This is a genomic window from Paraburkholderia sp. SECH4 (assembly GCF_030511745.1).
Taxonomy (GTDB): domain Bacteria; phylum Pseudomonadota; class Gammaproteobacteria; order Burkholderiales; family Burkholderiaceae; genus Paraburkholderia; species Paraburkholderia madseniana.
The window spans coordinates 25,599-51,759 of sequence record NZ_JALOCP010000001.1 but is presented as its reverse complement, the minus strand read 5'-3'; the positions used below and the strand labels follow the sequence as shown (position 1 = coordinate 51,759).

Genomic DNA, 26,161 nt, shown 5'->3' with positions numbered 1-26,161 from the left:
ACTGACCTGTGTCAGCCCGATCCATTTCTCGACTTGAGGAGACGTAGATGCAGGACGCCGTGCAGGGATCGACGCCATCCCCTTATGCCTATCCGCTGCTGATCAAGCAACTGTTGCATACGCCGTTCGTTCAGGCGCCGGATCAGGAAATCGTGTACCGCGGCCAGCTGCGGATGACCTATACCACGCTGAGGGAACGCATTGCGCGGCTCGCCAATGGCCTTCACGAGCTCGGCGTGCGGCACGGCAGCACCGTGGCCGTGATGGACTGGGACAGCCACCGCTATCTGGAGTCGTACTTTGCGGTTCCGATGATGGGCGCCGTGCTTCAGACGGTCAACGTGAGGTTGTCGGAGGCGGAGATCGCCTACACGATCAACCACGCCGGCGCAGAGGTGCTGCTCGTTCACACCGATTTCCTGCCCGTGGTCGAAGCGATCAAGGATCAGCTTGAAACGGTCCGCACCTTCGTGTGGATCGACGAGCCGGGCAGTGAAGCGAGCGCGCACACCATTGCATTCGCCACGGAATACGAGGCGATGCTGGCAGCGAGCGCGACGAGCTACGATTTTCCCGACTTCGACGAGAACACCCGGGCCACCACGTTCTACACGACAGGAACCACCGGTCTGCCCAAGGGCGTGTACTTCTCGCATCGCCAGTTGGTCCTGCACACCATCACCTTGATGGCGGCGCTGTCGAGCCCGGTATCGGGACAGCGCTTTCATCGCGGCGACGTCTATATGCCGCTCACGCCGATGTTCCATGTGCACGCATGGGGCATGCCCTACATCGCGACGGTAATGGGCGTGAAGCAGGTCTATCCGGGCCGTTATGTGCCCGAGCGTCTCGTGCAACTGCTCCGCGATGAAGGCGTCACGTTTTCGCACTGCGTCAGCACGATTCTGCACATGCTGCTCTCGTGCGATGACGCGAAGCACGCGGACTTCAGCAAATGGAAGGTCATCATCGGCGGCGGCGCGTTGCCGCACGGTCTCGCGCGCGCCGCGCTCGACCGCGGCATCGACGTCTTTACCGGCTATGGCATGTCCGAGACCGGTCCTGTGTTGAGCCTCGCGCAACTTCCGCCTAACACCGGGCCGCTCGATCTCGAAGAAGAGGTACGCCTGCGTTGCAAGACCGGTTTCCCCGTTCCGCTCGTCGACTTGCGCATCGTCAACGAGGACATGGAAGAGATCGTGCACGACGGCCGGGCCTACGGCGAGATCGTCGTGCGTGCGCCGTGGCTGACGCAGGCTTACCTGAACAATCCGGACGCGTCCGCGCAGCTCTGGACTGGCGGATACCTGCATACGCAGGACATCGCGAACATCGACGCGACCGGCAACATCCAGATCACCGACCGTATCAAGGACGTCATCAAATCGGGCGGGGAGTGGATCTCTTCGCTCGAAGTCGAAAGCCTGATTTCGCTGCACCCGGATGTCTCGGAAGTCGCGGTGATCGGGATCAAGGACGAGAAATGGGGCGAACGGCCGGTTGCGCTAGTAGTGCGCAAGCCGGGTGCCGCGGTCACCGAAGAGGACGTCAAGGCACACGTCATGGGCTTCACCAAAACCGGACGGATCTCGAAGTACGCGGTGCCGCAGATCGTCAAGTTCGTCGACGCGCTGCAGAAGACGAGCGTCGGCAAGATGAACAAGAAGTGGTTGCGCGAGCAATTCGCCTGACCCGTCGCAAGGAGCAAACACGATGAGCATCAAAGGATATAGCGTCGCCACGATCGACGACTTCGGTGGCCGCGAATTGGGCGTGTCGGACTGGGTTGTCGTCGATCAGGCGCGTATCGACGCCTTCGCGGCATGCACGGGCGACAGGCAGTGGATTCACGTGGATCCCGAGCGCGCGAAACGCGAAAGCCCGTTCGGCGGCACGATCGCGCACGGCTATCTGACGCTGTCGCTGCTGGCGTCGCTCGCGATCGAGATCGGACTCATTCCTGAGGACGCATCGGCTGGGCTGAACTACGGGCTGGACAAGGTGCGTTTCATGACACCGGTGAAAGCGGGAGCGCGGGTGCGAAACCGCGTGACGCTGATTTCGGTGGAAAAGAAGGGCGGCGGCCGGATCATCGTGAAGACGATGAACGAACTGCAGATCGAGGGCGAGGAGAAGCCGGCGCTCATCGCCGAGACATTGGCGATGCTGGTCTCGCAAGCGTAAGCAGCACTGTTGACGAAACGGATAGAGATGTTTGAGGAGCAGCAAGATGGCGGCAAATGACGAAAGCAAGGCACGCAGCGAGCAGACGAACGACCTTGCGGCGTCTGCCGCGGAAGGCATGCTCGGACCGAATCCGTTCGTGGGACTGCGGCCGCGAGACATTATGGCAACGGCGCAGCAGATCGGCGCCCAGGCGCTGCGGCAACCCGCGTTGCTCATGGAGCAGGAGGCGGCGCTGGTCCGCGACCTGATCGCGGTGCTTGGCGGCAGCGCGGACAGTACGCCGCCGCAGGGCGACAAGCGCTTCACCGACCCGGCGTGGCAGACGAATTCGCTTTACCGCATGACGCTGCAAACTTACGTGGCGTGGCGCAACGCGTTGACAGGCTTTGTCGACCGCTCCGCGCTCGACCCGAAGAGCAAGGAACGCGCGCAGTTCGTGCTGTCGCTCTTCACCGACGCGCTGTCGCCGACGAACACGCTGCTCGGCAATCCCGCCGCACTCAAGAAAATCATCGATTCGGGCGGCGCCAGCCTGCTTGGCGGCATGCGCAATCTCGTGACGGATATGCTGCAGAACCAGGGGATGCCCGCGCAAGTCGACAGGTCGGCGTTCAAGGTGGGTGAAAACCTCGGCACGTCGCAGGGCGCGGTGGTCTTTCGCAACGAGGTGCTCGAGCTGATCCAGTACGCACCGGCGACGGAGCAGGTGTACGCCCGCCCGCAACTGATCGTGCCGCCCCAGATCAACAAGTTCTACGTGTTCGACCTGTCCGAAGGCAAGAGCATCGTCGACTATCTGGTGAAGAGCGAGTTCCAGGTGTTCATGGTGAGCTGGCGCAATCCCACCGCCGCGCAGAGTCACTGGGACCTCGATACCTATGTGACGGCGCTCCTCGAAGCGATCACGGCCGTGCGCGACATTACCGGCAGCGACGACGTCAACCTGCACGGCGCCTGCTCGGGTGCGATGACGATTTCGGCGCTCCTTGGCCACCTCGCAAGCCGCGGCGACACGAGCGTCAATGCCGCCACGCTGATGGTCGCGGTGCTGGACAACACGGCTGATTCGCAGCTCGGTCTCTTTGCAACGCCGGAAGCCATTGCGGCCGCAAAGCAGAACAGTACATCGAAGGGCGTGCTCGCCGGCGAAGAAATGGGGCGCGTGTTCGCGTGGATGCGACCCAACGATCTCGTCTGGAACTACTGGGTCAATAACTATCTGCTCGGCAAAGCGCCGCCCGCTTTCGACATCTTGTATTGGAACAACGATGCGACCCGGCTGCCTGCGGCGATGCATGGGCAACTGCTCGATATCTTCACGGGCAATCTGTTCAGCAAGCCTCGCGCGTTGACGGTTCTGGGTACGCCGATTGATCTGTCCGAAGTGACGTGCGACAAATACGTCGTTGCCGGCATGACCGATCACATCACGCCGTGGAAGGGCGTGTACAACACGGCGCGCACGTTCGGCGGCAAGACGCGTTTCGTGCTGAGTTCGAGCGGTCATATCCAGAGCCTGATCAACCCGCCGGGCAATCCGAAAGCGAAGTTCTTTCTCAATACCGATTTGCCCGCCAATGCCGACGCATGGCTTGCCAGTGCTCAGGCTGAAAAGGACTCGTGGTGGGCCGACTGGCGCACGTGGCTCGCCGATCATTCCGGCGAGCGGCGTGCCACCCCGACGACAGTAGGCAACAAGCAGCATCCCGCGGGCGTGAAGGCGCCGGGAACGTATGTCATGGAAGCCTAAGGCACTTAAGGCACCAAGGCACACGCACCGGCGCACTCATTGAGCGCACTTTTGAGCGCACCGCAGTCAACATTTTCTTAACGTAGTTTCAATGGAGTATCGATGATGGATTCAACCAATTTCAACAGCATTTTCGCCGAGTATAAAAAGGTCGTTGGACAGTTCAAGCTGCCCGGCATCGACGTAGGCGCACTCCTCGAGTCGCGCCGCAAGGACGTCGAGGCGATCGTCGAAGCCAACACGACCGCGCTGGCAGGCGTGCAGTCGCTCGCTCAGAAGCAGTCGGAGATCCTCCGCACGACGCTGACCGAAGTGCAGTCGCTCGTCAGCCGCGTTGCCCAGTCGGGCAGCCAGCCGGCGGCCAACACGGGTGAAGTGGTGCGGCAGGCCTTGAACAAGGCGCTGGTGGACATGCAGGAACTCGCTGACACCGCATACCGTGCGCAGGCGGACAGCGTCGCCGTGGTTACCAAGCGCGTCGCCGAGCACGTCGAGGAACTGAAAACGCTCCTTCAGCCGAAGAAGTAATGCCGAAGAAGTCATACGACAGCGCCCATGCGGCATGCCGACGCGTCGAATGAAGCGTCCTTTCAGAAGATGATCCGGAAACAAAAAATGCACACGAACCCCGAGTCTCTTTGCAGCATGGAAATCCAGATGATCGATCTGGACGGTCAGACACTGCGTGTCGCAACCTGGCGCGGCAGCGATGCTTCGCCGCCGCTCCTTATCTTCAACGGCATCGGCGCCAACCTCGAACTGGTGGAGCCGTTTGTCACGGCGCTCGAAGACGTGAGCGTCATCATCTTCGACGTGCCCGGCGTCGGCGGCTCGCCTGCGCCAGTCGTGCCGTATCGCTTTTCGACGTTGTCCGTGTTGGCGGACAAGCTGCTGACGCGGCTCGGTTACGAGGGGGCCGTCGATGTGCTCGGTGTATCGTGGGGCGGCGCGCTGGCGCAGCAGTTCGCGCATCTGTACCCGGGGCGCTGCCGCAGGTTGATTCTCGCGGCAACCTCGCCCGGCGTCATCATGGTGCCGGGCAAACTGTCGGTATTGTCGAAGCTGATCGGGCCGCGCCGCTATACGGATCCCACCTACCTGCAACAAGTAGGCGCGGAGATCTACGGGGGCGCTTACCGGCGCGATCCGTCGTTGCTGAAGGCGCATAGCCGGCACATTCAGCCACCGCGTGGCCGCGGCTACCTCTATCAACTACTGGCGGCTACGGGCTGGAGCAGTTTGCCGTGGCTCGGTGCGTTGCGCCAGACGACACTGGTCATGCACGGCAACGACGACCCGATTGTGCCGCTCACCAACGCGAAGATTCTCGCAGCCCGTATCCCCGATGCGACGCTCTATGTGATCGACGACGGCCACCTGTTTCTCATCTCGCGCGCGCCTGAAGTCGCGCCGGTGGTGCGCAGGTTTCTCCGGCAGGGGGCGAGTTGAGTTTCTTTGCGCGCGATAGCGATAGCGCGCGGCCGGTCATTGCGAATGCACACGAAGACCGCAAGGCAAGTGGCCTGACGCGCATGCGGCGAACGGCGACCTGCCTGCTCGTCTGCATGATTGCGTTGCTGTTCGCGTGTGTTGCCTGGCAGGCTGACCATGCATGGCTTGCGTGGCCGCGTGCGTTTGCGGAGGCCGGCACGGTCGGCGCGATCGCGGACTGGTACGCAGTCGTTGCGCTGTTCCGTCGTCCTTTGGGTCTGCGGATCCCGCATACAGCGATCATTCCGCAAAATCAGCAGCGCATCGCCGAGAGCCTTGGCAAGTTCGTCGAGGAAAATTTTCTGACGCCGGAACTCATCGTCGACAGGCTGAGCGGCCACGATACCGCCCAGGCGCTTGCCCGGTGGCTCGCGCAGCCGGCGAACAGCCGCGGGGTGGCCGATATCGTTGCGGATGCCGTGGCAGGATTGCTCGAAGGTATTGACGAAGCGGATGCGCAGTGGTTTTTCGACCGTCTGGTGATACCGCAGTTGCGCACGCTCGATGTATCCCGCGTAGCCGGCGACGTCATCAAAGTACTGACTGAAAGCGAGCGGCATCAGCCGTGGCTGGTTCGCGGACTCGAAGTGCTGGAGAAATGGCTCACTGCGAACGTCGGCATGATCAAGGCCAAATTCAGCGAGGCCTCGAGATACACGCCCGCGCAGCTTGACACGTATATCGTCAGTAAATTTGTCGAAGGCATCGTTGCGCTCCTCCGTGAGGTGGCGGCGAATCCGGATCATGAACTGCGCCACCAGTTCGATGAGGCCCTAGAGGGGCTGAGCGTGCAATTGCAAACATCGGCTGTGCACCGTCGTTTCGGCAAGTCGTTGATGCGCGACTGCATCCGTTATTTCAGGCATGCAGACCACTATCGCGTGCTGCTGGAGCGTTTGCGCATGCGTGTGATCGCCGATCTCAGTCGCGAGCAATCGGCCGTGCGCGACGCCATGACGAGCATGCTGGCTTCGCTCGGCAAGCGGATCGGCCGTGAACCCGCGGTTCAACACAAACTGAACGCATGGTGGCTCGCGCTCGCTCGCGAACTCGTCGTGCGTTATGGGCGCCAGCTCTCCGCGCTGATCACCGAGGTTGTAAAAGGCTGGAACGCAGATGAAGTGAGCCAGAAGATCGAGGCGGAAATCGGCCGTGACCTTCAGTATGTCCGGATCAACGGCACATTCGTGGGCGGCATGGTCGGCGTGCTGATTCACGCCGCCACACTCGTCGTCATGAGGTAAGACGTGCGCTAGCCGGCCGCAACCAGACCCAGTGCCTGCGCGCGCGCAACGGCGTGTGCGCGCTTGTCGACATCCAGTTTCACGAAGACGTTCTTGACATGAGTCTTGACGGTTTCCGGCGCAATCCCCAAGGTGCGCGCGATCTCCTTGTTCGACTGTCCCTGGGCAATCAGCTCGACGATGCTGCGCTCCCGCGCGCTCAACGGCTCGCGCTCCAAGTCGCGCCTCGGCGTGACAGGCTCGTACAGCGCGCGCCAGCCGTCTAGCAGGCGATCGATGTAAGCGACGATCTCCTTCGTCTGCGGGGTGGAACGCGTGTCGTCGCGAACCGCCTGCAGAAGCGGCCCGATTTCGGGCCCTTGATCGAGAATCGAGCGGTAGATGCCGCTATTGGCGCTCAGCACCTCGCGAAAGATTTCGACAGCGCGAGGCTGGTTGTTCGCACGCAACCAGACGAGCGCGATCACGGTGCGCAAGCGCAGCGCGAGATAGTCGCCGTGCCGGCTTTCGACGCTTTGCAAAGCGGATGTCAAAGCCCCGAGGGCTTCCTCTGTCCGGTTCTGGGCCATCGCCACCCAGGCGACCGCGATCGCGCGGTAGGTTTCGATCTCCGGCGAGACTGCATGCTCCGCGGCGCAATGGGAGTCTGCTAGCTGATCCAGTTGCACGACACATGCTGACGCTTCCGTTACCCTGCCTTCAGCCAGATAAAGCCGCCCGCGCTCGACGAGAACGCCGGCAATCATCCGGTCCCAGCGGCGTGCGTAACCCAGAGTCTGCGCCTGATCGAGCAGCGCATAGGCCCGCTCGGCGTCGGAACGCGCGATAGCGATCCGGACCAGCACGCGGTAGGCGATCAAGGTGCTATCGAGCAGGACCGCCAGGTCGATCACCGGCATGAGATCGACGAGTAACGCTTCCGCTTCGTCGAGCCGTCCCTGCTCGTACCAGATCTGCGCAATCATGGGCGCACACAACGCGGCCGAGATGGATTTCGGACCGGCATGGCGCTCGGCGAGCTGGATCGACTCGGTGAAATAGCGCTCGGCGAGCGCGAAGTGCATCTGCTGCATTTCCGCGTGGCCGAGCAGGCATAGCCGGTAGACCGAGGCGAACACGTTGCGCTGGTCTTCCTCGAGCGAATAGGGGATCCACGGTGTCGCGTACAGTGCTTTCAGGTTGCCCGCTTTCCAGTGCCCGAAGCGCACGACGTTGGAGACGACGTTGGTGGTCCAACTGTCTGTCGACGGCCGTTCGAGACACGTTTGTGCGATCACAAGCGCGCGCGGCGAGTCGTCCTGAAGCGCTGCCACCACCGAGCGGATCGCCTGGCACTCCCAGCGGATGTTGTCGGCGGTGTCGCTCGAGCCCGTACCCGTGTCACGCTCGATCTCATCGAGTATCGCGAGCGCTTCGTCAAAACGCATCGCCAGCGCCATCCCCCACGCGATCGCGAGCGTGATCGTGACCTGCCCGCGCATTAGATGCGCCGGGAACTGCCGTTGCCAGCCGAGCAGCGTGAGCAGGTCGCCCTTCGTGACGAGCGCCATCGCGCAGTGAGCCATCAGGGAGACGGCGTCTTCCGTTTCGCCCGCGGCGATCGCGTGCTTGACCGCGTCTGTCCAGCGCGCCTCTTTGGCGTACCACTGACACGCACGACGATGCAAGTGCGCCACCTGATCGGGATGCTGGGTTTCGAGCCGCCGATGCAGGTACTCGCCCATGAGATGGTGATAGCGGAACCAGCGTCCGTCGATATCGAGCGGTTCGAGCAGCAACTGGCGTGCGGAGATCGTATCCAGCATTCCTTGTGCCGCCGCCATGCCGGTCACCGCTTCGCATAGCGATGCCGTCAGGCGGTCGAGTATCGACGTGCGCTGCATGAACTCGACCATCTCGGCCGGCAAACGCTTGAGCATGTCTTCAAGGTAAGCGGCGAACGGCCGGGACGCGCCGGACGGCGCGCTCATGTCCCAATCCGGTTTGCCTTCGTCACGCGATAGCACCGAGGTAGAAATGCGCAGCGCCGCAGCCCAGCCTTCCGTGCTCGCGAACAGCGACTTGACGCGGGCAGCGCGCAACTCGCCTGGGCATTCGTGTTCGACAAAGCTGCGCGTTTCGTCGAAGTTGAAACGCAGTGTCGACGCGTCGATTTCCAGCAGGTCGTTGCCCGCTTCCAGGTTGGCGAGCGGCAGCGGCGGATCGGTACGCGTACAGATCACAACATGCACGTTCGACGGTGCATTCACGATGAAGTACGACATGGCCTCGTGAATGGCGGGCAGGCTGATCAGGTGATAGTCGTCGACGAACAGATAGACCTCGTCGTCGACGTCGACGAGTTCGTTGATCAGCGTCGACACGACTGAGTGCGCCGGCACGAGTGACGCCTCGGTTGTCAGGCTGACCGCGGACACGCCGACGCTTGTGCACGCGTTGCGCAATGCCTGCGCCAGATGATGGAAGAAGCACGCGGGCTCGTCGTCTTCCGTATCGAGCGAGAGCCATGCGACATAGGCGCCGCTTGCATTCAGCCCGTTGAGCCACGTGAGCGCAAGCGACGTCTTGCCAAAACCGGCGGGCGCCTTGATGACCGTGAGCCGTTTGTATTCCGCCTTGCCGGCGAGAGAGACGAGGCGCGGCCGGTCTATCAATCCGCTGGGCAGGCGCGGCGGAAACACCTTGGTTGCGAGAAAGAGAGGCGGCCTGATCGGGGACGGCGCTTCTATCACGTGCATTAATTGCTCCGGGCGTTCGGGTTGACCCTGGCTGCCATTCCCCCTCCATGCAATCGCGTTCCCCTGTAAGGGGGATGTTGCATAGCGTCGCGCCGGGACACCATGGATTCCATAGAAATCATACGCCCAACCACCTCGAAGGAGGAGACATGTCAACCGCAACGAATCACATTGCAGCGCACAAACTCGGTCCGCTCGGCGCACAGCCCGAACTCTCCGAGATGAACCAGATGGTCCAGCAGAGCGTGCATCGCTACGCAGAAGAAGTCATGCGTCCGATCGGCGTCAAGCTCGATCGCATGACGCCCGAGGAGGTGATCGCCAAGGGCTCGCCCTATTGGGAAGCGCGCGAGAAGTTTGTCGGGCTGGGTTTCGGTGTCGACGGACTGCTTGAGCTCGAACCCGCCGAACGGGCGACGACGATGAGCATCCTGTTCGAAGAACTCGGCTGGGGCGATTCGGGACTCGCGATCACCTACGGCGCAGGCTTGCTGCCCGCACTGATGAGCGCGGTGTCCGGCAACCCGTTCTGCCGCGCGCTCGCTCCGGACGAGAAGCTCGGTTGCTGGGCCATCACGGAACCCGATCACGGCTCCGACATGCTCGATGCGAACGGCATGATCTTTCATCCGCAGGGCTCGTACGGCCGCCCTAACTGCGTGGCGACGCTGCGCGGCGACGAGGTGATCATCAACGGGCAGAAGTCGGCGTGGGTGTCGAACGGTATCGCCGCCGACGTCTGCATTCTCTATTGCGCGGCGGACAGCGGCAACGGCGCCGACACGAAACGCGGCGCGGTAGTGATCGTGCCGCTCGACGCCAAAGGTGTCTCGCGCGGCAAGCCGCTCGACAAGATCGGCCAGCGCGCGCTCAACCAGGGCGAACTGTTCTTCGAGAACGTCACGTTGTCGAAGGAGCACCTTCTCGCCGGCCCCGACCAGTACGTCGACGCGGTCTACGCGATCCACACGTTCGCCAACGCGATCATGGCCAACGTGTTTGCCGGCACTGCGCGCGCCGCGTTCGAACTCGCGCTCGCTTATGCGCATGAACGCAAGCAGGGTGGTTTGCCGATCATCCGCCATCAGTCGGTCGCGTCGCGGCTCTTTCATATGTTCCGCAAGGTCGAGGCCGCCCGCGCGCTCGCGCAGCGTGTCGTGCACTACAACTTCACCGCGGCGCAACCTTCGCTGCACGCGGCAATGACGGCGAAGGTCACCGCGACGCAGACCGCGTTCGAAGTCGCCAACGACGCGCTGCAGATCTTCTGCGGCAACGGGCTCACCCGCGAGTATCCGATCGAAAAGATCTGGCGCGACGCACGCGCTTCGATGATCGAAGACGGCTGCAACGAAGTGCTGGCGATCAAGGGTGGCTACTACCTGATCGACCCCGAGCTGCTTTGAACGGCACGGCGCGTCCACGCAATCCGATGACAACCTGAAGGAGACGACGACATGGCAACGACATACGAAGTGGTCCTCTATGGAGCGAGTGGCTACACGGGCAAGCTCACGGCATGGAAGCTCGCGGAGCGCGGCATTCCGTTCATTGCCGCCGGGCGCAGCAAGGAACGGCTGGAAGAAGAACTTGCGAAGGTGCCCGAACTCGCCGGACACGACTATCAGTGCGTGGCGGTTCAGCACGAAACAGACGCGCTCACCGAATTCTTCAAGGGCAAGAAGGTGGTGATCAATATCGTCGGGCCGTTCATGCAGCTCGGGCGCCCGGTTGTCGAAGCGAGTCTCGCGGCCGGTTGCAACTACTTCGACACCACCGGCGAAACCGACTGGATGTCGCTGTTGAAGCGCACATATGGCGAGTCCTTCGCGGCCCGCGGTCTGGCGCTGTGTCCCGGCAATTCGTACATGTGGGCCGAAGGCAATCTCGCGGCGGAGATCGCGCTGGAAACCCCGGGCATCGACACGCTCGACGTGCTCTATCTCGGCGACTCGGAAGTGAGCGTCGCGTCGACGATGTCGTTTCTGCGGATGTGCACGCAGCCGCAGTTCTACCTGCGCAACAAGCAACTGGTGCAGTGGCCATGGGCAACGCCGTATCAGGTTCATGTGCCGGGTGAGCACATGTTGCTGAATGCGTTGCCATGGAGCGGTGGCGGCGAGCCGGTCTGGTACCAGGACGACCCGCGCGTGCGCAACTGCCAGACGCTCGTGTCGTTCAGAAATCAGGAACGCTTTCTTGCGGTGGTCGGCCTGCTGAAGAAATTCGAGGAAGAGTGCCGCCACCTCGATCCCGCCAAACAGGAAGAGGTCACCAATGAATGGGGCAAGGCCGTGACGCAGGTCGAACCCCCGCGTGAAAACCCGGACGTGAATCGCTGCACGTTGTCGTGCCAGGGGCGTGGCAATACGAATTCCGTCAGCGTGATTCTGCGTGGCAATTCGCCCTATGCGCAAACCGGCGTGCTCGGTGCGGAGGCGGCGCGACGCGTACTGCGCGGGCAATTGCACGCAGTGGGTTTCGTTTCGCCGGCGAAGGCGTTCGGCGCGCGCAACCTGATCGCCGCGCAGGCCGAGGAAGGTTACCTCGCCTATGAGGTCAAGAGCGTTTGACGACGAATCGGACGGCTCGCGCGCGCGGCTGGTGGCTTATGACGCGCGGCGTGCGCCTCCTCGCGGTGGAGAATTGATATGGGTAACGAAGTGTATATCGCGGGCGTCGGCATGACGCCCTTCGGCAAGCATCTGGAAACCAGCGTGAAGCAGCTCACGCGCGCGGCAGTGGAAGACGCGCTCGCGGACGCAGGCTGTGACAAGGCGCAGTTGCAGGGCGCGTTTTTCGGCAACTCCACGCAGGGGCACATGGAAGGCCAGCACATGATTCGCGGCCAGCTTGCGCTGCGGGCGATGGGCATCGACAAGGTCGCGGTGATCAACGTCGAGAACGCCTGCGCGAGCGCCAGCACCGCGTTTCACCTCGCGGTGAACTACGTGAAAGCCGGTGCTGCCGACATCGTGCTCGCGGTGGGCGCCGAGAAGATGTTCTCCACGGACAAGGCGCGCACCTTCAGCGCCTTCGACGGTGCGTGGGACGTGCATGACACCGATAACGGCAAGCGTCGGCTGCTCGAGATGGGCGAGGGCATCGAGCCACCGGCGGGCAGCGTCTCGACGAAACCGTACAGCGTGTTCATGGATATCTACGCGTCGATGGGCCGGATGCACATGCGCGAATACGGCACGACCCAGCGGCAGTTCGCCGCCGTGTCGGCCAAGAACCACGGACATTCGGTTCACAACCCGCTCGCGCAGTACCGGCAGGCTTATTCGATCGACGAGATTCTCGGCGCACCGCCGATCACCTATCCGCTCACCCTCCCGATGTGTTCGCCCGTCAGCGATGGCGCGGCCGCGGCGATCGTGTGCAGCGAGGCCGGCCTCGCGCTGTTAGGTGGGCGGCGCTCGCGCGCCATTCGTGTGCTGGCGTCCGTGCTGCAAACGGGCAGTGACCGGCCGGCCACGGCACTCGACCGGCATCTGGTCCGGCAGGGCTCGTTGCGCGCGTATGAGCAGGCGGGCGTCGCGCCGCAGGATGTCTCGGTCGCCGAGGTCCACGACGCGACGGCGATCGGCGAAATCATCCAGTCCGAAGTGCTCGGATTGTGCGAGCCGGGCATGGGCGGGGTGGCCGCGGAACGAGGCGAGACGACGATAGGCGGGCGGATTCCGATCAATCCGTCGGGCGGCCTCGAATCGAAGGGGCATCCGATCGGTGCGACAGGACTCGGCCAGATTTATGAACTGGTGACCCAGTTACGCGGTGAGACGGGCGCCCGCCAGGTCGAGGGCGCGCGCATCGCGATCGCGGAGAACGGCGGCGGACTGTGCGGCGTGGAAGAGGCCGTTGCCAGCATCACGATTCTCGGACGCTGAGGCTGCATCGTGAAAACGCGCGTGAAGCCGCACGTGAAGCCGCGACAGATTTCGCGCACGCGCAAGACCGAACCGCATCTGCAAGGAGAGAGGGCGTCATGAGCACCACACCCGAAACCACGTTGGCCGCGTTGCTCGCCAACCGCGTCGAGACCATGCCGGATCTCGACGTGCTGACCGTCGAAGGCGCCGGCGTGCGGCGCGACGAGGTGCGCACATACCGGCAACTGTGGGAGAACGGCCAGCGGCTCGCGCAGGTGTTGATCGATCAGGGCCTGCAACCCGGCGAGCACTTCGCGCTGCTGATGGCCAATCACGCGGAGTTTATCGACGCGATGGTCGCGGCGTCGATTTCGGGCACGGTGTTCGTGCCGATCGATCCGCGCGCACGCGGCGAGAAGCTCGCGTTCATGCTCGACAGCCCAGGCTGCCGCGGCATTATCGCCGCTGACTATGCGCTCGACAACCTGCTTGCCGTGCGTGCTTCGCTCCCCAAACTGTCCTGGGTGATCGGCCTGGAAACCGACGAAGGCGCGAAGCCGCTCGCCGATTTCCCGGGCGTGTCGTCATACCGCGCGTTGCTGCCGGAGCAGGTGCCCGAATTGCCGATCGTGGCCCGCGATCCCGACAGCGCGATGCAGTTGATTTTCACGTCCGGCACCACGGGCGATCCGAAGGGCATCGTCATGACGCACCGCCGCTATTGCGGCACCTCGGCGGCGGTGTCGGCGCTGTTCGGCTACGTGCCCGGCGACCGGCCGTATTCGGGACTGTCGCTAACGCATGCCAACGCACAGATCGTGACGCTGGGCGCTTCGCTCACCGCCGGCATGCGCGCCGTGCTGTCGCGCCGTTTTACGAAGTCGCGTCTGTGGGACATCACCCGCAAGTACCGCTGTACGACGTTCACGCTGCTCGGTGGCATGACCACGGCGGTCTACAGCGAGCCGAACAAACCCGATGACGCGGACAACCCCGTGCGCTTTGTGATATCCGCGGGGATGCCCGCGGCGATCTGGAAGGCCTTCGAGCAGCGCTTCGGCGTGCAGATCGTCGAGTTCTACGGCGCGGCGGAAGGCGGGATCACGGTCAAGCCGCTCGGAGTCGGCCCGGTGGGCAGTATCGGCAAGCCGGCGCCGATTCTCAGGCACCGCATTGTCGACGACGACGGCAACGACTGCGCGCCCGGTGTGCCCGGCGAATTGCTGTTCCGTCCGGCGGATGGCTCGCCGTTCAAGGTCGAATACTTCGGCAATCCGGAAGCGTCGGCGAAGAAGTGCAGGGACGGCTGGCTGTATATGGGCGACGTCGTACGCGAAGACGAGAACGGTTGGCTCTTCTTCGAATACCGCAAAGGCGGTGGCATTCGCCACAACGGCGAGTTCATCAATCCGGCGCCGATCGAGAAGGTGATCGCCGAATCGGGTCTGGTCGAAGACGTCTACGTGTACGGCGTGAAGGCCGCGTCGGGCGCGCCCGGCGAGAAGGATGTGGTCGCGGCCGTGGTGCTCAAGGACGCGGCCCGTTTCGACCCGCAGCAGATATTCCGCGCATGCCGCGCGAAGCTGGAAGCGAGTTCGGTCATCTCCTGGCTGCAGGTGGTGCCCGAGATACCGAAGACAGCGTCGGAAAAACCGCTTGAACGCTATCTGGTCGACATGTTTGACAGCCAGCGTAACAGCGTGTTTGCCGAGACGCCGTGACCGTGTGACGGTGCGCGGCAAACCCTAAGCAATTTTCAAATGGAGTAGGCAATGAAAGTACTTGTTCCTGTCAAACGCGTCGTCGACGCGAATGTGAGGGTCCGCGTAAAGGCCGACGGCAGCGCTGTCGACATCGCCAACGTGAAGCTCTCGATGAACCCATTCGACGAAATCAGCGTTGAAGAGGCCGTGCGCCTCAAGGAAGCCGGCGTCGTGAGCGAAGTGATCGCGGTTTCGTGTGGCGTACAGGCATGCCAGGAAACGCTGCGCACCGCGCTGGCGACGGGCGCCGATCGCGCCATCCTCGTCGACACGGACGTGGAGTTGCAGCCGCTCGCGGTCGCGAAGTTACTGAAGGCGCTAGTGGATAAGGAGCAGCCGCAACTGGTGCTGCTCGGCAAGCAGGCGATCGACGACGACTCGAACCAGGTCGGCCAGATGCTCGCGGCACTGCTCGGCTGGCCGCAGGCGACATTCGCCTCGAAGGTCGCGATCGAAGCGGGCAAGGCCACGGTCACGCGCGAGATCGACGGCGGCCTCGAAACGATCGAAGTCGATCTGCCCGCAGTTATTACCGCCGATCTCCGCTTGAACACGCCGCGCTACGCCACGCTGCCCAACATCATGAAGGCGAAGAAGAAGCCGCTCGATGTGGTGACGCCGGACGCGCTCGGTGTCGACGTCAAGCCGCGGCTCACCACGCTCGGGCTCGCGGAGCCCGCCAAACGCGAGGCAGGCATTCGCGTCGCCGATGCAGCCGAACTGATCGACAAGCTGCATAACGTCGCCCACGTCATCTAACACACAAGGGGAGAAAAATGCCCGTACTCGTTATTGCTGAGCACGACAATCAGGCGCTCAAGACAGCGACCCTGAATGCCGTTACCGCCGCCGCCCGACTCGGCGACGACATTCATGTTCTCGTGGCCGGCTCGCAAAGCGCGGCAGTCGCCGAACAGGCGGCCCGCATTGCCGGCGTCACCCGAGTTCGTTTCGCCGACGCCGCGCATTACGGCCATGCGCTGGCCGAGAATCTGGCGGCGCTCGTCGTGAAGATCGCCGCTGACTATAGCCACGTGATCGCACCTGCTACCACGACCGCGAAGAACGTGATGCCGCGCGTGGCCGCGTTGCTCGACGTGGCCCAGATCTCCGAGATCATTGCCGTCGAATCCGCCGATACGTTCGTACGCCCCATCTATGCGGGCAACGTGCTGGCAAAGGTGCGAAGCGCCGACCCGATCAAGGTGATTACCGTTCGCACGACGGCCTTCGCGGCCGCGCCCGCCGAAGGGGGCACAGCCGCAATCGACGCGTTGGAGCCCGCCGCTGACGTGCAAGGCTCGCGCTTCGTGAGTCATCAGCTCACGCGTTCGGAACGCCCGGAGCTGACGTCCGCGCAACGCGTGATCTCCGGCGGCCGCGGCATGGGCTCCGGCGAAAACTTCGCGTTGATCGATGACATTGCCAACAAGCTCAACGCGGCGGTCGGAGCGTCGCGCGCCGCGGTCGATGCCGGCTTCGCGCCCAACGATTATCAGGTGGGTCAGACCGGCAAGGTCATCGCCCCGCAGTTGTATATCGCGGTCGGCATCTCCGGCGCGATCCAGCATCTGGCCGGGATGAAGGACTCGAAGGTGATCGTCGCGATCAATAAGGACGAGGAGGCGCCGATTTTTCAGGTCGCCGATTACTGGATCGTGGGCGACCTCTTCAAGGTGTTGCCGGAGTTGTCCCGCGAACTGGACAAATTACAACAGGCTTAATGCGGGAGCACATGATGAGCACTTATATTGTGCCGTTGCGCGACATGCGTTTCGTGATGACGGAACTGGCGAATCTCGGCGAGTTGTCTTCGCTGCCGGGCTACGAGGAGGCGACGCCGGAACTTGCCGAGGCGGTACTCGAGGAGGCCGCAAGACTCGCGACTGAAGTGCTTGCGCCGCTCAACAAGCCGGGTGACGAACAGGGCGCGCGGCTGACGCCTGATGGCGTGGTGGCTGCCGACGGTTTCTCAGCTGCCTACGGGCAGTTCGTTGCCGGCGGTTGGAGCGGCCTGAGCGGCGACCCCGAGTTCGGTGGCCAGGGGCTGCCCGAACTCCTGCAGGCAGCGACCGTGGAGATGTGGAACTCGTCCAACATGGCGTTCGCGCTGTGTCCGCTGTTGACCGCCGGCGCCACCGAGGCGTTGCGGCAGCATGGTTCCGATGAGTTGAAAGCACGCTATCTGCCGAAGATGGTCAGCGGCGAGTGGACCGGCACGATGAACCTGACCGAGCCGCAAGCCGGGTCGGACCTCGCGGCCGTGCGCACCAAGGCCGTACCTGACGGGAATCACTATCGCCTCTCCGGCCAGAAGATCTTCATCACGTGGGGCGATCACGACATGACGGATAACGTGATTCACCTCGTGCTGGCGCGCACGCCCGACGCACCAGAAGGTGTGCGCGGCATCTCGCTGTTCCTCGTGCCGAAATTCCTCCTCAACGCCGATGGATCGCCGGGCTCGCGCAACGACGTGCACTGCGTGTCCCTCGAACACAAACTCGGCATTCACGCGAGTCCGACCTGCGTGATGAGCTTTGGCGATCAGGGCGGGGCGATTGGCTATCTGGTGGGGCAGGAGAACAAAGGCCTCGCGCATATGTTCACGATGATGAACGAGGCGCGTCAGAAGGTGGGTATCCAGGGACTCGCGATCGCGGAACGCGCTTATCAGCAGGCCCGTGAATACGCGAAGGAACGCGTCCAGGGACGGCTCGCATCGAGCAAATCAGGTGGCGCCGTGGCCATCATCCATCACCCGGATGTGCGGCGCATGTTGATGACGATGAAGTCCCAGATCGAAGCGATGCGTGCCTTCGCGTACGTGATGGCCGCGGACATGGACCGCGCGCACCGTGACCCGGACGCCGGTGAGCGCGCACGTCGTCAGGTGCGTGTCGATCTTCTGATCCCCGTGTTGAAGGCGTGGTGCACGGAGTTGGGCGTCGAGATCGCGTCGACGGGCGTGCAGGTGCACGGCGGGATGGGTTACATCGAAGAGACGGGCGCATGCCAGTTCCTGCGCGACGCACGGATCGCGCCGATCTACGAGGGCACCACAGGCATTCAGGCGGCGGACCTTGCCGGTCGCAAGCTCGCGTCAGATCAGGGCGCGGGGATGGCCGATCTTGTTGCGGAGATACGTGAGGCCGCGCTGGAGCTCACGCGCAGCACGGATACGCAAGTGGCCTCCGTGGGCGCGGCACTCGCGGCCGGTGTGCAGGCGCTTGAAGATGCCACCGCCTGGATGCTGCAAGCATTGGCGACTCAGCCCGATGCCGCGCTTGCCAGTTCCGTCGACTATCTGATGCTCACCGGCTACGTGTGCGGCGGCTGGCAGATGGGGCGCGCAGCGCTCGTTGCGTCAGTGAAAATCGCAGCGAACGAGGATCCGGACTTTCATCACACCAAGCTCGTCACTGCGCGCTTCTACGCCGACAAGATCTTGCCCAAAGCGAATGCGCTTCTGGAAGCGATCCGCAGCGGGGCATCGGGCGGGTCGAGCCTCCCAATCGAGCAGTTCTGAGCGGCGATGCAAGAGGTGCTGCAAGAACAGGCGTCGATACAAAATTATTGATATGTAATGCCAAATAAAGTGGAGGGGATATGTTTAAAAAAATTGCGTGCCTTGCGTTAATACCAGGCGCGATATGTACCAGTAGCGCAATGGCGCAGAGCGCAGGCAGTCTCATAACCAGCGCGGGTGGAGTTTGGCTCGACTTTGCCCCGTCTTCCGCAACATCGTTGCAGAGCAGTTCGGCTTTGGGCACATTCACGTCAACGGGCACGGGTGGTCAGATACATAACACGTTCACCCTGGAGCTCTCGAACACTTATTTTGTGACGGACAATATTGCCGTTGACCTGGCGGCGGGCATACCACCCAAGCTCCAGCTCTTTGCGCAGGGCAAGGCCGCACCATTCGGTGCTGGCGGGCCATCGCTCAATCTGGGGAATCTGCAGCCGCTCGCTACCACCCGGTCATGGTCACCGATTCTGTTCCTGAAGTATTTCTTCTTCGACGCACAGGCGAAGCTGCGCCCGTTCGTCGGTGTCGGCGTGAACTATACCTGGTTCTCGCATACCAATCTCAATTCAAGATTTGGGGGAGCGTTGCAGCAGATTGCAGGGCCGGGTGGACAGGTGACGGCATCGCTCAGTCCGTCATGGAATCCCGCGTTCGTCGCGGGCGCGTCTTACAACATCAGCAAGAACTGGTACGCGACTGCGTCGGTGACCTATCTGTCTCTCAAGACAAATGCGACGGTCAATGCCGTGGCTGCCAACGGTCAGACGGTGTTGTCCAACAAGACGCACATCACGGCGGATCCGGTGATCGTCTTTCTTGGACTTGGATACCGGTTTTAGCTGGCGGACGTTCCAGTTGCGGCTGCCCTGCGCGGTTCTCGGGACGAGCGCGCACAGGTGAGCTTTGCCAGCGGCGGTTTCGTTTCCGGCCGAGCCGGCGTCCGGGATGATTTGAAGGCACGGAAGAGGGCGCTGCGGCGCCTTTTTTTCGTGTGCCGGGCATGCTCAAAAGCCAGGGCATTTCGCTGCGTCGGCCAGTACTTCCTGCGTTTTGAGCGATTCCACGTTGTCATCGATACTGTATGAATGTACAGTATCGTGCGTGGACGGCCAGTGGGCGCAAGTCCATTGGGCGTGAACAGGCGCGGGGACATGGGGTGTGCCGAACCTCGTCTCGCCCCGCCTCATCGAGTCATGAAAATTTTCAGATGCGTGGCCAAGCCCGCATCGATGCGAGGAGATTCTTCGAAATGTCTGCGTCACCCATTCAGGCGCGCCATGCCTGAGCAACTCTGGCTGCCGGGGCTCGAGGCGCCACCTGTGCCGACAGACGGCCTGTTCTTCGCCGTCGTTCCAGATGCGCGCACGGCGGCGGGCATCTCGAAGCTGGCGCAGCAGCTCTGCTCAGAGACGCGCTCGAAGAGCAAACCTCTCGCGGCCAACCGCTTGCACGTCACGTTGCTGCACCTCGGGAATTTCGCGGGCGGCTTGCCGCCGGCGCGCGTCGATGCAGCCATGAACGCGGCCGCGTCGGTCAGCATGGAGCCTTTTAGCGTCGAGTTCGACAGTGCGCTCAGTTTTGCGGTGAAGCCGCGGCCGGGGCCGCTGGTGTTGGGTGGAGGCGAGGGCGTCGTTGGACTCCGCGCGCTTCACGATACGCTTGGACTGGCATTGCAGAACGCTGGATTTGAGGATCGTGCGGTCTCGCCGACTACGCCGTACGTCCCGCACGTGACCCTCGCTTACGGCATGCCCTGGATCGCAACTCGTCCTGTCGAAGCCGTCAGTTGGAACGTGCGGGAGTTTGCGCTGGTGCACAGCCTGCTCGGCCGCACCCGGCATGTCGTTCTGGCGCGTTGGTCATTGGCGGCTGGGTGAATGTGCGGGTTCGCGTCGGCCGTAGGGAGGCGGATGCGTTGCGGCGCAGGGGTGGGACGTTCATGATGAATCGCGAAGGCGTAGCGCCGGACTAGAACCGCACGCCGGTTGCGCAGCCGCCGGCAAAGCCGCCGCCGCTTCCACCCGCACCTCCGCAAAACACGCCGCAGCCTGATAGCGCGACCGACATGGCAATGGCCATCATTGTCGCGCGCAGATATCGTTTGCAAGCGCGCTTTCGAAGCCGCGCCGTCAATGCGCCAAGGCGCGGATCGCCGCGTGCGGCGCAAGCTGGAGGTGCTGTGTCGAAGTGGTGGTCGGTGATTCCGGATCGCATAACGTAAGTGGACTCCATGAATGGGGCAATGGCAGGGCCGAGTGGCCGTTTTCGCGGTGCATGCCGAAAGATATTCGTAAGTTTTTCCGGTGCGAAGCAGCGGCGCCGGCAACCCTCCACCCTAATTCACGCCATGCGCCCCTCAAATACGCAGAATCTGAAAACCAGGGGGATTCGTCGGTCAGACAGCCCGAATCGTCGCGCGCTCCCTGATAGAATGCTTGGGCCGCAACGTAGTGGACTGCAGATGAAATTGCTTGATGCGTTAGTCGAACAGCGTATTGCCGCCGCAGCCGCGCGCGGTGAGTTCGATGATTTGCCGGGCGCGGGCGCGCCGCTGCCTCTCGAGGACGATGCACTGGTTCCGGAGGAAGTGCGCGTCGCCAACCGGATTTTGAAGAATGCGGGCTTCGTGCCGCCGGCTGTCGAGCAGTTGCGCGCCTTGCGCGACCTGCAGGCGGAGCTGAACGCCGTGAGCGACCGGAGCACCCGCTGCCGTCTCCAGGCGCGCATGCTGGCGCTCGATATGGCGCTTGAATCGCTGCGCGGCGGCCCGCTGGTCCTGCCGCGCGAGTACTGCCGCCGTATTGCCGAGCGGCTGTCGGAGCGCGTCGGCAACCTCAATATGGCCGATGCGGGTTCGCAGTGAGCGAGCCGCTTGTCCGCTCCACCTCGGCAGGTCCGGGGTCTGTCGAGTCCGGCGAATCGGCTGAGGCGGCAACACTGCCGGCTGGCCAGACCGGGTCCGTTGATCCCGATGCTCCAGCGTCCGCGGCGAGTGATCCAACGCCAGCAGCGGCCGCCACAATGCTGATCGATACCCCAACACCTGACGAATCACCCGCAGCGGAATCACCCACAGCGCCTGTGTCGGAGCGTGATCGTCGCTTTATGGCGCTCGCCCAGGCCGCTGCCGAAGAGGCCCGCGCAGCCGGCGAAGTGCCGGTTGGCGCGGTGCTCGTGCGGGGCGACGAAGTCATCGCCAAAGGATTCAACCATCCGATCGGGGCGCACGACCCGTCGGCACATGCGGAAATGATCGCCTTGCGCGCAGCCGCGCAAGCTGTCGAAAACTATCGTCTGCCGGGCTGCGAGCTCTATGTGACGCTGGAACCTTGCCTGATGTGCGCCGGTGCGATCATGCACGCGCGTATCGCACGCGTCGTGTTCGGGGCGCGCGATCCGAAAACCGGAGCGTGCGGCAGTGTCGTCGACGCATTCGCGAATCCGCAGTTGAACCACCACACCACGGTGACTGGCGGCGTGCTCGAAACCGAATGCGGTGCCGCGCTGAAATCGTTCTTTGCCGAGCGGCGGCGCGCTAGCCGGGAAGCACGCGCGGCGGCACGGGGCGAAGCGCACGCCGTTGCAAGCGGCGAAGCACATCCTGGCGCGCACGTCGAAGTGCGCACCGAAACGCACACCACAGCACGCAGCGAAGCACACGCTGAAGTCCATCTCGGCGCAGGCATCGAAGCGCACGCCGAAGCACGCAACGAACCGGGGCCGGCTGAGCCGCTCTAAAACAACAACGTCCAACAGGTCTTGCCAATGACCGTCCATCGCACCATTGAGTTGATCGCGCCGTCCGGGTATCCGCATGATTCCGAGGTGTTGCATCGCGCGTTGCACCGCTTGCATGCGCAGGGGCATCGCGTCGAAGGTGTGGAGGCGACAAGGCGCCGTTACCTGCGCTTCGCCGGCACCGACGGCGAGCGTGCAGCCGATCTGAACCGGCTGGCGGACCCCTCGCGTGCGTTGCCCGACATCGTGCTGACCGTGCGTGGCGGCTACGGCGCAATGCGCATTCTGCACGGGCTCGACTACGAAGGGCTGCAACGGCGGTTGACCGGTCAGCCGGTCGCGCTGGTGGGGCATAGCGATTTCACCGCGGTGCAGCTTGCTTTACTGGCACGCGCCGGCGTGAAAACTTTCGGTGGCCCGATGCTGATGAGCGACTTCGGCGCGGAAGATGTGAGCGAGTTCACCATGCAGCACTTCTGGTCCGCGCTGACCCGGCCGACCCTGACGGTGACGAGCAATGTGCCGCAAGCGCAGACTACCGACGTGACGGGCATGTTGTGGGGCGGCAATCTGGCGGTGGTGACATCGCTGATCGGCACGCCGTACATGCCGCCGGTGCAGGGCGGCATTCTGTTCCTCGAAGACGTCAACGAGCAGCCGTTCCGGCTCGAGCGGATGCTTTATCAATTGCACCTCTCGGGCATCCTCGCGCAGCAGCAGGCGCTTGTGCTCGGCGATTTTTCCGGCGGCAACCCGTACGAGTACGACAACGGCTACGATCTGCACGCAATGATCGAGCAGATGCGATCGGTGATCGGGATTCCGGTCATTACCGGTCTGCAATTCGGCCATATTCCCAACATGCTGACGCTGCCGGTCGGCGCTGACGCGCACCTCGTCGCCAACGCGCATGGGTTCAAACTGTCGTTATCGGGCTATCCGACACTTGCCTGAAACGACGTGGGATAGGGAAGCGGGCGTTTGCCCGCTTTCTTTTTGAGTCGCATACGCAACTAACGGTCATCTTTTCAGGGCAACTCGCAACAGAACGGCCCCATGGAGGTCCTTCACTTTGTTGACAAAACCCGTCTCCAATAGACGACCATCCCATACATTAATTAAACTGGTATTGAAGCTGAGTAAGGCCTGCGCTGGCTGTCCGCCAAGCCACAGCATGGTCAGGGCATCCAGATTGTCGAAATTAAAAGCAAAAATTGTTGACAATTTTTATGTCCATCCTATGATGACCAACATACCGAGACGAACATCATGTCCGACACAGATTCCGCCGCCGCCAATAGTTCGAAACCCGAAGCGATCGCCGAGCGCATCCGCGCCGCGATCCTCGAGCATCGGCTAGCGCCTGGCGCCAAGCTGACAGAAGCACAGTTATGCGAAGTATTCGGCGTGAAGCGCGGCCCGATCCGGCAGGCGCTCGCGCAGCTGGCGACCGACCACCTCGTCGACCTCGAACCGAATCGTGGTGCGTTTGTTGCCAGCCCGTCGCTGCAGGAAGTGCATGAAGTGTTCGAAATGCGCCGGATCATCGAACTGGCCGTGGTTGAAAAGATTTGCGGCGGTCATGGCCTGCGCCGTTTGAAGAGCATCGGCAGCATGATCGGCCGTGAACGCAAAGCGTTCGAAACACGTGATTTTCCGGCGTGGATTCGCCTGTCGGGCGAGTTCCATACCGAGTTGGCGGGGCTCACCGGCAACGCGGTGCTGTGCGACTGCCTGAACGGACTAGTGGCGCGCTCCACGCTGATTTCGGCACTGTACGAGTCGCTCGGACGCAGCCCTTGCTCGTTCGAGGACCATGAAGCGATTCTCGCCGCGCTCGACGCCGGCGATGCAAAAGAGGCGGCGGCACTGATGTCGCGCCATTTGCAAAGCGTCGAGTTGAAGATGCTGGAGCGCCCCGCACGTGGCGCGGCCGATCTGCATGAAGTGTTTGGCGCCCTTGGCGGCGCGTCGAAGGAAGCAGCTAGACCCAAGTCCGCGCCAGGCTGAGGCAGGCGGCCGGTGCGCGCCCGTTGCCGGTGCGCGCCGCACTGAATTGAACTGAACCGAATCAGGCGTTGCAAGGCGGCTCTGCGTGAGCGCTGCCGGCTTGCGCACGCGTGGCCGTCACGGGATGACAGCCTTGGAGTAGTAACGCATCGCCGGGAATTCGCGGCGACAGGCGGTGCGATAACCACAAGTACATCAAGTACGGAGACATCCGCGGCACGGTTAATCAATCGGCTCGAACCTCCCGTTTTCCGATCGGGGAGAAGAGGGCCGCTGGCATGGCCGATGCAACGTCCTTCGATTCGCTATCGATGGTCCCTATCCCAAGGAGGAATCATGGCTCAGTTCAGTGCAGCGCCCAGTAGTCCCGCAATTCCCACATACGCAGACGATGGCGCGCCCAGCGATCCGTCGACACCAGCAGGCTACAGCGAGAGGCTGTACAACGAAGATCTGGCGCCGCTGCGTCATCAAACCTGGGGTGCCTACAACATCTTCGCGTTCTGGATGTCGGACGTGCACAGCGTAGGCGGCTATGTGTTCGCGGGCAGTCTGTTCGCGCTTGGGCTGACGAGCTGGCAGGTGCTGATCGCGCTGCTGGTCGGCATTACGATTGTCAACCTGCTCTGCAACCTGATCGCCAAGCCGAGTCAGGCGAACGGCGTGCCTTATCCGGTGGCCTGCCGCGCAACGTTCGGCGTGCTTGGTGCGAATATTCCTGCCGTGATTCGCGGCCTGATCGCGGTCGCATGGTATGGAATTCAAACTTATCTGGCTTCGAGTGCGCTGGTAATCGTGGTGCTGAAGTTCGTCCCGCAACTGTTGCCGTATGCGGACATGCATCACCATGGTTTCATGGGTCTCTCCACCTTGGGCTGGGCCGGTTTCATGTTGCTGTGGGTCCTGCAGGCGCTGGTGTTCTGGCACGGCATGGAGACCATCAAGAAGTTCATCGACTTCGCCGGCCCGGCGGTCTATGTGGTGATGTTCATTCTCGCGGGCTACATGGTGTATCGCGCAGGATGGCGAAACATCGGCATCAACCTGGGCGGTGTCAAATATCACGGCATGGAAGTGGTGCCGGTGATGATCACGGCGACCTCGCTGGTGGTGTCGTACTTCTCCGGACCGATGCTGAATTTCGGCGACTTTTCGCGCTACGCTAAAAGTTTTCGCAGCGTGCGGCGCGGCAACTTCTGGGGCCTGCCGGTCAACTTCCTCGCCTTCTCGCTGGTGACAGTGGTTACAACCGCGGCGACGCTGCCGGTGTTTGGCCAACTGATCACGGACCCGGTCGAAACGGTGGGCCGTATCGACTATCCGACCGCGGTGATTCTCGGTGCGTTGACCTTCACGATTGCAACGATCGGCATCAACATCGTCGCTAACTTTGTGTCGCCGGCCTTCGACTTCTCGAATGTCGCGCCGCGTCTGATCAGTTGGCGTGCGGGCGGCATGCTCGCGGCGGTGGCGTCGATTTTCATCACGCCGTGGAACCTGTTCAACAATCCGGCCGTGATTCACTACACGCTTGACGTACTGGGCAGTTTCATTGGACCGTTGTATGGTGTCCTGATCGTTGATTATTTCCTCGTGAAACGTCAAAAGATCGTACTCGATGATCTTTACTCGGTCTCCCCGAGCGGCTCGTACTGGTACAAAAACGGGGTCAACTACCGCGCGGTGGCTGCATTGTTGCCGGCTGCGGTCATCGCCGTGATCTGCGTGATGGTGCCGACGCTCGACGGGCTGGCCAATTTCTCCTGGTTCATCGGGGCTGCATTGGGTGCAGTGTTTTACCGCGTGCTGGCTCGCTGAGTCAGTGCCGCAACA

22 protein-coding genes are annotated in these 26,161 nt (G+C 62.7%); 20 read left to right on the top strand and 2 right to left on the bottom strand.

Going from position 1 to position 26,161, the window contains the following annotated elements; genetic code table 11:
• Nucleotides 1–47: 47 nt before the first annotated feature.
• The 6 genes from M0D67_RS00235 (at nt 48) to M0D67_RS00210 (ending at nt 6,672) form a co-directional block, all read left to right on the top strand.
• Complete coding sequence (locus M0D67_RS00235; RefSeq protein WP_266236725.1) at nt 48–1,691, top strand: fatty acid--CoA ligase; 1,644 nt, start codon at nt 48–50, stop codon at nt 1,689–1,691.
• Between the two features lie 22 nt (nt 1,692–1,713).
• The gene (locus M0D67_RS00230) at nt 1,714–2,184 is read left to right on the top strand and encodes a MaoC family dehydratase (protein ID WP_266236723.1); all 471 of its coding nucleotides are present in this window, start codon (nt 1,714–1,716) and stop codon (nt 2,182–2,184) included.
• A 46-nt stretch (nt 2,185–2,230) separates the two neighbouring features.
• Nucleotides 2,231–3,937, top strand: a complete 1,707-nt coding sequence (locus M0D67_RS00225; protein WP_266236721.1) for an alpha/beta fold hydrolase — start codon at nt 2,231–2,233, stop codon at nt 3,935–3,937.
• Nucleotides 3,938–4,042: 105 nt separating this feature from the next.
• Nucleotides 4,043–4,465 carry a phasin family protein gene (locus tag M0D67_RS00220; RefSeq protein WP_266237182.1) on the top strand — a complete coding sequence of 141 codons (423 nt, stop codon included), beginning with the start codon at nt 4,043–4,045 and terminating at the stop codon, nt 4,463–4,465.
• 87 nt (nt 4,466–4,552) lie between these two features.
• A complete protein-coding gene (gene phaZ / locus M0D67_RS00215; protein WP_266236719.1) occupies nt 4,553–5,386 on the top strand; it encodes a poly(3-hydroxyalkanoate) depolymerase in 834 nt (277 codons plus the stop codon).
• Nucleotides 5,383–6,672, top strand: a complete 1,290-nt coding sequence (locus tag M0D67_RS00210) for a DUF445 domain-containing protein (protein WP_266236717.1) — start codon at nt 5,383–5,385, stop codon at nt 6,670–6,672. The genes phaZ and M0D67_RS00210 overlap by 4 nt, the downstream gene beginning before the upstream one ends.
• A gap of 8 nt (nt 6,673–6,680) precedes the next feature.
• On the opposite strand, the gene M0D67_RS00205 is transcribed toward M0D67_RS00210, so the two are convergent.
• Entirely contained in the window at nt 6,681–9,410 is a 2,730-nt protein-coding gene (locus M0D67_RS00205; RefSeq protein ID WP_266236715.1) for a LuxR C-terminal-related transcriptional regulator, read from the bottom strand.
• Between the two features lie 149 nt (nt 9,411–9,559).
• Here M0D67_RS00205 and M0D67_RS00200 point away from each other — a divergent pair, with 149 nt between their 5' ends.
• From M0D67_RS00200 to ldcA, 12 genes are all read left to right on the top strand, one after another.
• Nucleotides 9,560–10,816: an acyl-CoA dehydrogenase family protein gene (locus M0D67_RS00200; RefSeq protein ID WP_200654255.1), complete on the top strand. Its 1,257-nt coding sequence runs from the start codon at nt 9,560–9,562 to the stop codon at nt 10,814–10,816.
• 51 nt (nt 10,817–10,867) lie between these two features.
• On the top strand, nt 10,868–11,983 hold the full coding sequence (locus tag M0D67_RS00195) for a trans-acting enoyl reductase family protein (protein WP_266236713.1): 1,116 nt from the start codon (nt 10,868–10,870) through the stop codon (nt 11,981–11,983).
• Between the two features lie 78 nt (nt 11,984–12,061).
• The gene (locus M0D67_RS00190; RefSeq protein WP_266236711.1) at nt 12,062–13,303 is read left to right on the top strand and encodes a thiolase family protein; all 1,242 of its coding nucleotides are present in this window, start codon (nt 12,062–12,064) and stop codon (nt 13,301–13,303) included.
• 98 nt (nt 13,304–13,401) lie between these two features.
• Nucleotides 13,402–15,006, top strand: coding sequence for an AMP-binding protein (locus tag M0D67_RS00185; RefSeq protein WP_266236709.1), 1,605 nt, complete (start codon nt 13,402–13,404; stop codon nt 15,004–15,006).
• A 51-nt stretch (nt 15,007–15,057) separates the two neighbouring features.
• A complete protein-coding gene (locus tag M0D67_RS00180) occupies nt 15,058–15,807 on the top strand; it encodes an electron transfer flavoprotein subunit beta/FixA family protein (RefSeq protein WP_171926059.1) in 750 nt (249 codons plus the stop codon).
• 17 nt (nt 15,808–15,824) lie between these two features.
• Entirely contained in the window at nt 15,825–16,772 is a 948-nt protein-coding gene (locus M0D67_RS00175; protein WP_154566185.1) for an electron transfer flavoprotein subunit alpha/FixB family protein, read from the top strand.
• A 14-nt stretch (nt 16,773–16,786) separates the two neighbouring features.
• Nucleotides 16,787–18,577, top strand: a complete 1,791-nt coding sequence (locus M0D67_RS00170) for an acyl-CoA dehydrogenase C-terminal domain-containing protein (RefSeq protein ID WP_266236705.1) — start codon at nt 16,787–16,789, stop codon at nt 18,575–18,577.
• Nucleotides 18,578–18,717: 140 nt separating this feature from the next.
• Complete coding sequence (locus M0D67_RS00165) at nt 18,718–19,419, top strand: OmpW family protein (protein ID WP_233465083.1); 702 nt, start codon at nt 18,718–18,720, stop codon at nt 19,417–19,419.
• Nucleotides 19,420–19,857: 438 nt separating this feature from the next.
• Nucleotides 19,858–20,457, top strand: a complete 600-nt coding sequence (locus tag M0D67_RS00160) for a 2'-5' RNA ligase family protein (RefSeq protein WP_154566188.1) — start codon at nt 19,858–19,860, stop codon at nt 20,455–20,457.
• Nucleotides 20,458–21,041: 584 nt separating this feature from the next.
• Nucleotides 21,042–21,443 (top strand): DnaJ family domain-containing protein, encoded by a 402-nt coding sequence (locus M0D67_RS00155; protein WP_154566189.1) that lies wholly within the window; start codon nt 21,042–21,044, stop codon nt 21,441–21,443.
• Nucleotides 21,444–21,601: 158 nt separating this feature from the next.
• Nucleotides 21,602–22,318: a tRNA adenosine(34) deaminase TadA gene (tadA, locus tag M0D67_RS00150; protein WP_308112548.1), complete on the top strand. Its 717-nt coding sequence runs from the start codon at nt 21,602–21,604 to the stop codon at nt 22,316–22,318.
• A 27-nt stretch (nt 22,319–22,345) separates the two neighbouring features.
• Nucleotides 22,346–23,272 carry a muramoyltetrapeptide carboxypeptidase gene (gene ldcA, locus M0D67_RS00145; protein ID WP_154566190.1) on the top strand — a complete coding sequence of 309 codons (927 nt, stop codon included), beginning with the start codon at nt 22,346–22,348 and terminating at the stop codon, nt 23,270–23,272.
• 66 nt (nt 23,273–23,338) lie between these two features.
• On the opposite strand, the gene M0D67_RS00140 is transcribed toward ldcA, so the two are convergent.
• The gene (locus M0D67_RS00140; protein ID WP_154566191.1) at nt 23,339–23,542 is read right to left on the bottom strand and encodes a hypothetical protein; all 204 of its coding nucleotides are present in this window, start codon (nt 23,540–23,542) and stop codon (nt 23,339–23,341) included.
• Between the two features lie 45 nt (nt 23,543–23,587).
• Between M0D67_RS00140 and M0D67_RS00135 the strand changes: the two genes are divergently transcribed.
• Nucleotides 23,588–24,328 (top strand): GntR family transcriptional regulator, encoded by a 741-nt coding sequence (locus tag M0D67_RS00135; RefSeq protein ID WP_154566192.1) that lies wholly within the window; start codon nt 23,588–23,590, stop codon nt 24,326–24,328.
• A gap of 336 nt (nt 24,329–24,664) precedes the next feature.
• Nucleotides 24,665–26,146, top strand: coding sequence for an NCS1 family nucleobase:cation symporter-1 (locus M0D67_RS00130; RefSeq protein ID WP_154566193.1), 1,482 nt, complete (start codon nt 24,665–24,667; stop codon nt 26,144–26,146).
• Nucleotides 26,147–26,161 lie beyond the last annotated feature (15 nt).

Coding starts and splice junctions, on each gene's coding strand:
- tadA (WP_308112548.1), top strand. CDS start 21,602: ATGCTGATCGATACCCCAACACCTGACGAATCACCCGCAGCGGAATCA.
- ldcA (WP_154566190.1), top strand. CDS start 22,346: ATGACCGTCCATCGCACCATTGAGTTGATCGCGCCGTCCGGGTATCCG.
- M0D67_RS00195 (WP_266236713.1), top strand. CDS start 10,868: ATGGCAACGACATACGAAGTGGTCCTCTATGGAGCGAGTGGCTACACG.
- M0D67_RS00135 (WP_154566192.1), top strand. CDS start 23,588: ATGTCCGACACAGATTCCGCCGCCGCCAATAGTTCGAAACCCGAAGCG.
- M0D67_RS00190 (WP_266236711.1), top strand. CDS start 12,062: ATGGGTAACGAAGTGTATATCGCGGGCGTCGGCATGACGCCCTTCGGC.
- M0D67_RS00205 (WP_266236715.1), bottom strand. CDS start 9,410: ATGCACGTGATAGAAGCGCCGTCCCCGATCAGGCCGCCTCTCTTTCTC.
- M0D67_RS00220 (WP_266237182.1), top strand. CDS start 4,043: ATGGATTCAACCAATTTCAACAGCATTTTCGCCGAGTATAAAAAGGTC.
- M0D67_RS00185 (WP_266236709.1), top strand. CDS start 13,402: ATGAGCACCACACCCGAAACCACGTTGGCCGCGTTGCTCGCCAACCGC.
- M0D67_RS00130 (WP_154566193.1), top strand. CDS start 24,665: ATGGCTCAGTTCAGTGCAGCGCCCAGTAGTCCCGCAATTCCCACATAC.
- M0D67_RS00230 (WP_266236723.1), top strand. CDS start 1,714: ATGAGCATCAAAGGATATAGCGTCGCCACGATCGACGACTTCGGTGGC.
- M0D67_RS00180 (WP_171926059.1), top strand. CDS start 15,058: ATGAAAGTACTTGTTCCTGTCAAACGCGTCGTCGACGCGAATGTGAGG.
- phaZ (WP_266236719.1), top strand. CDS start 4,553: ATGCACACGAACCCCGAGTCTCTTTGCAGCATGGAAATCCAGATGATC.
- M0D67_RS00160 (WP_154566188.1), top strand. CDS start 19,858: ATGCCTGAGCAACTCTGGCTGCCGGGGCTCGAGGCGCCACCTGTGCCG.
- M0D67_RS00175 (WP_154566185.1), top strand. CDS start 15,825: ATGCCCGTACTCGTTATTGCTGAGCACGACAATCAGGCGCTCAAGACA.
- M0D67_RS00235 (WP_266236725.1), top strand. CDS start 48: ATGCAGGACGCCGTGCAGGGATCGACGCCATCCCCTTATGCCTATCCG.
- M0D67_RS00165 (WP_233465083.1), top strand. CDS start 18,718: ATGGCGCAGAGCGCAGGCAGTCTCATAACCAGCGCGGGTGGAGTTTGG.
- M0D67_RS00225 (WP_266236721.1), top strand. CDS start 2,231: ATGGCGGCAAATGACGAAAGCAAGGCACGCAGCGAGCAGACGAACGAC.
- M0D67_RS00170 (WP_266236705.1), top strand. CDS start 16,787: ATGAGCACTTATATTGTGCCGTTGCGCGACATGCGTTTCGTGATGACG.
- M0D67_RS00200 (WP_200654255.1), top strand. CDS start 9,560: ATGTCAACCGCAACGAATCACATTGCAGCGCACAAACTCGGTCCGCTC.
- M0D67_RS00155 (WP_154566189.1), top strand. CDS start 21,042: ATGAAATTGCTTGATGCGTTAGTCGAACAGCGTATTGCCGCCGCAGCC.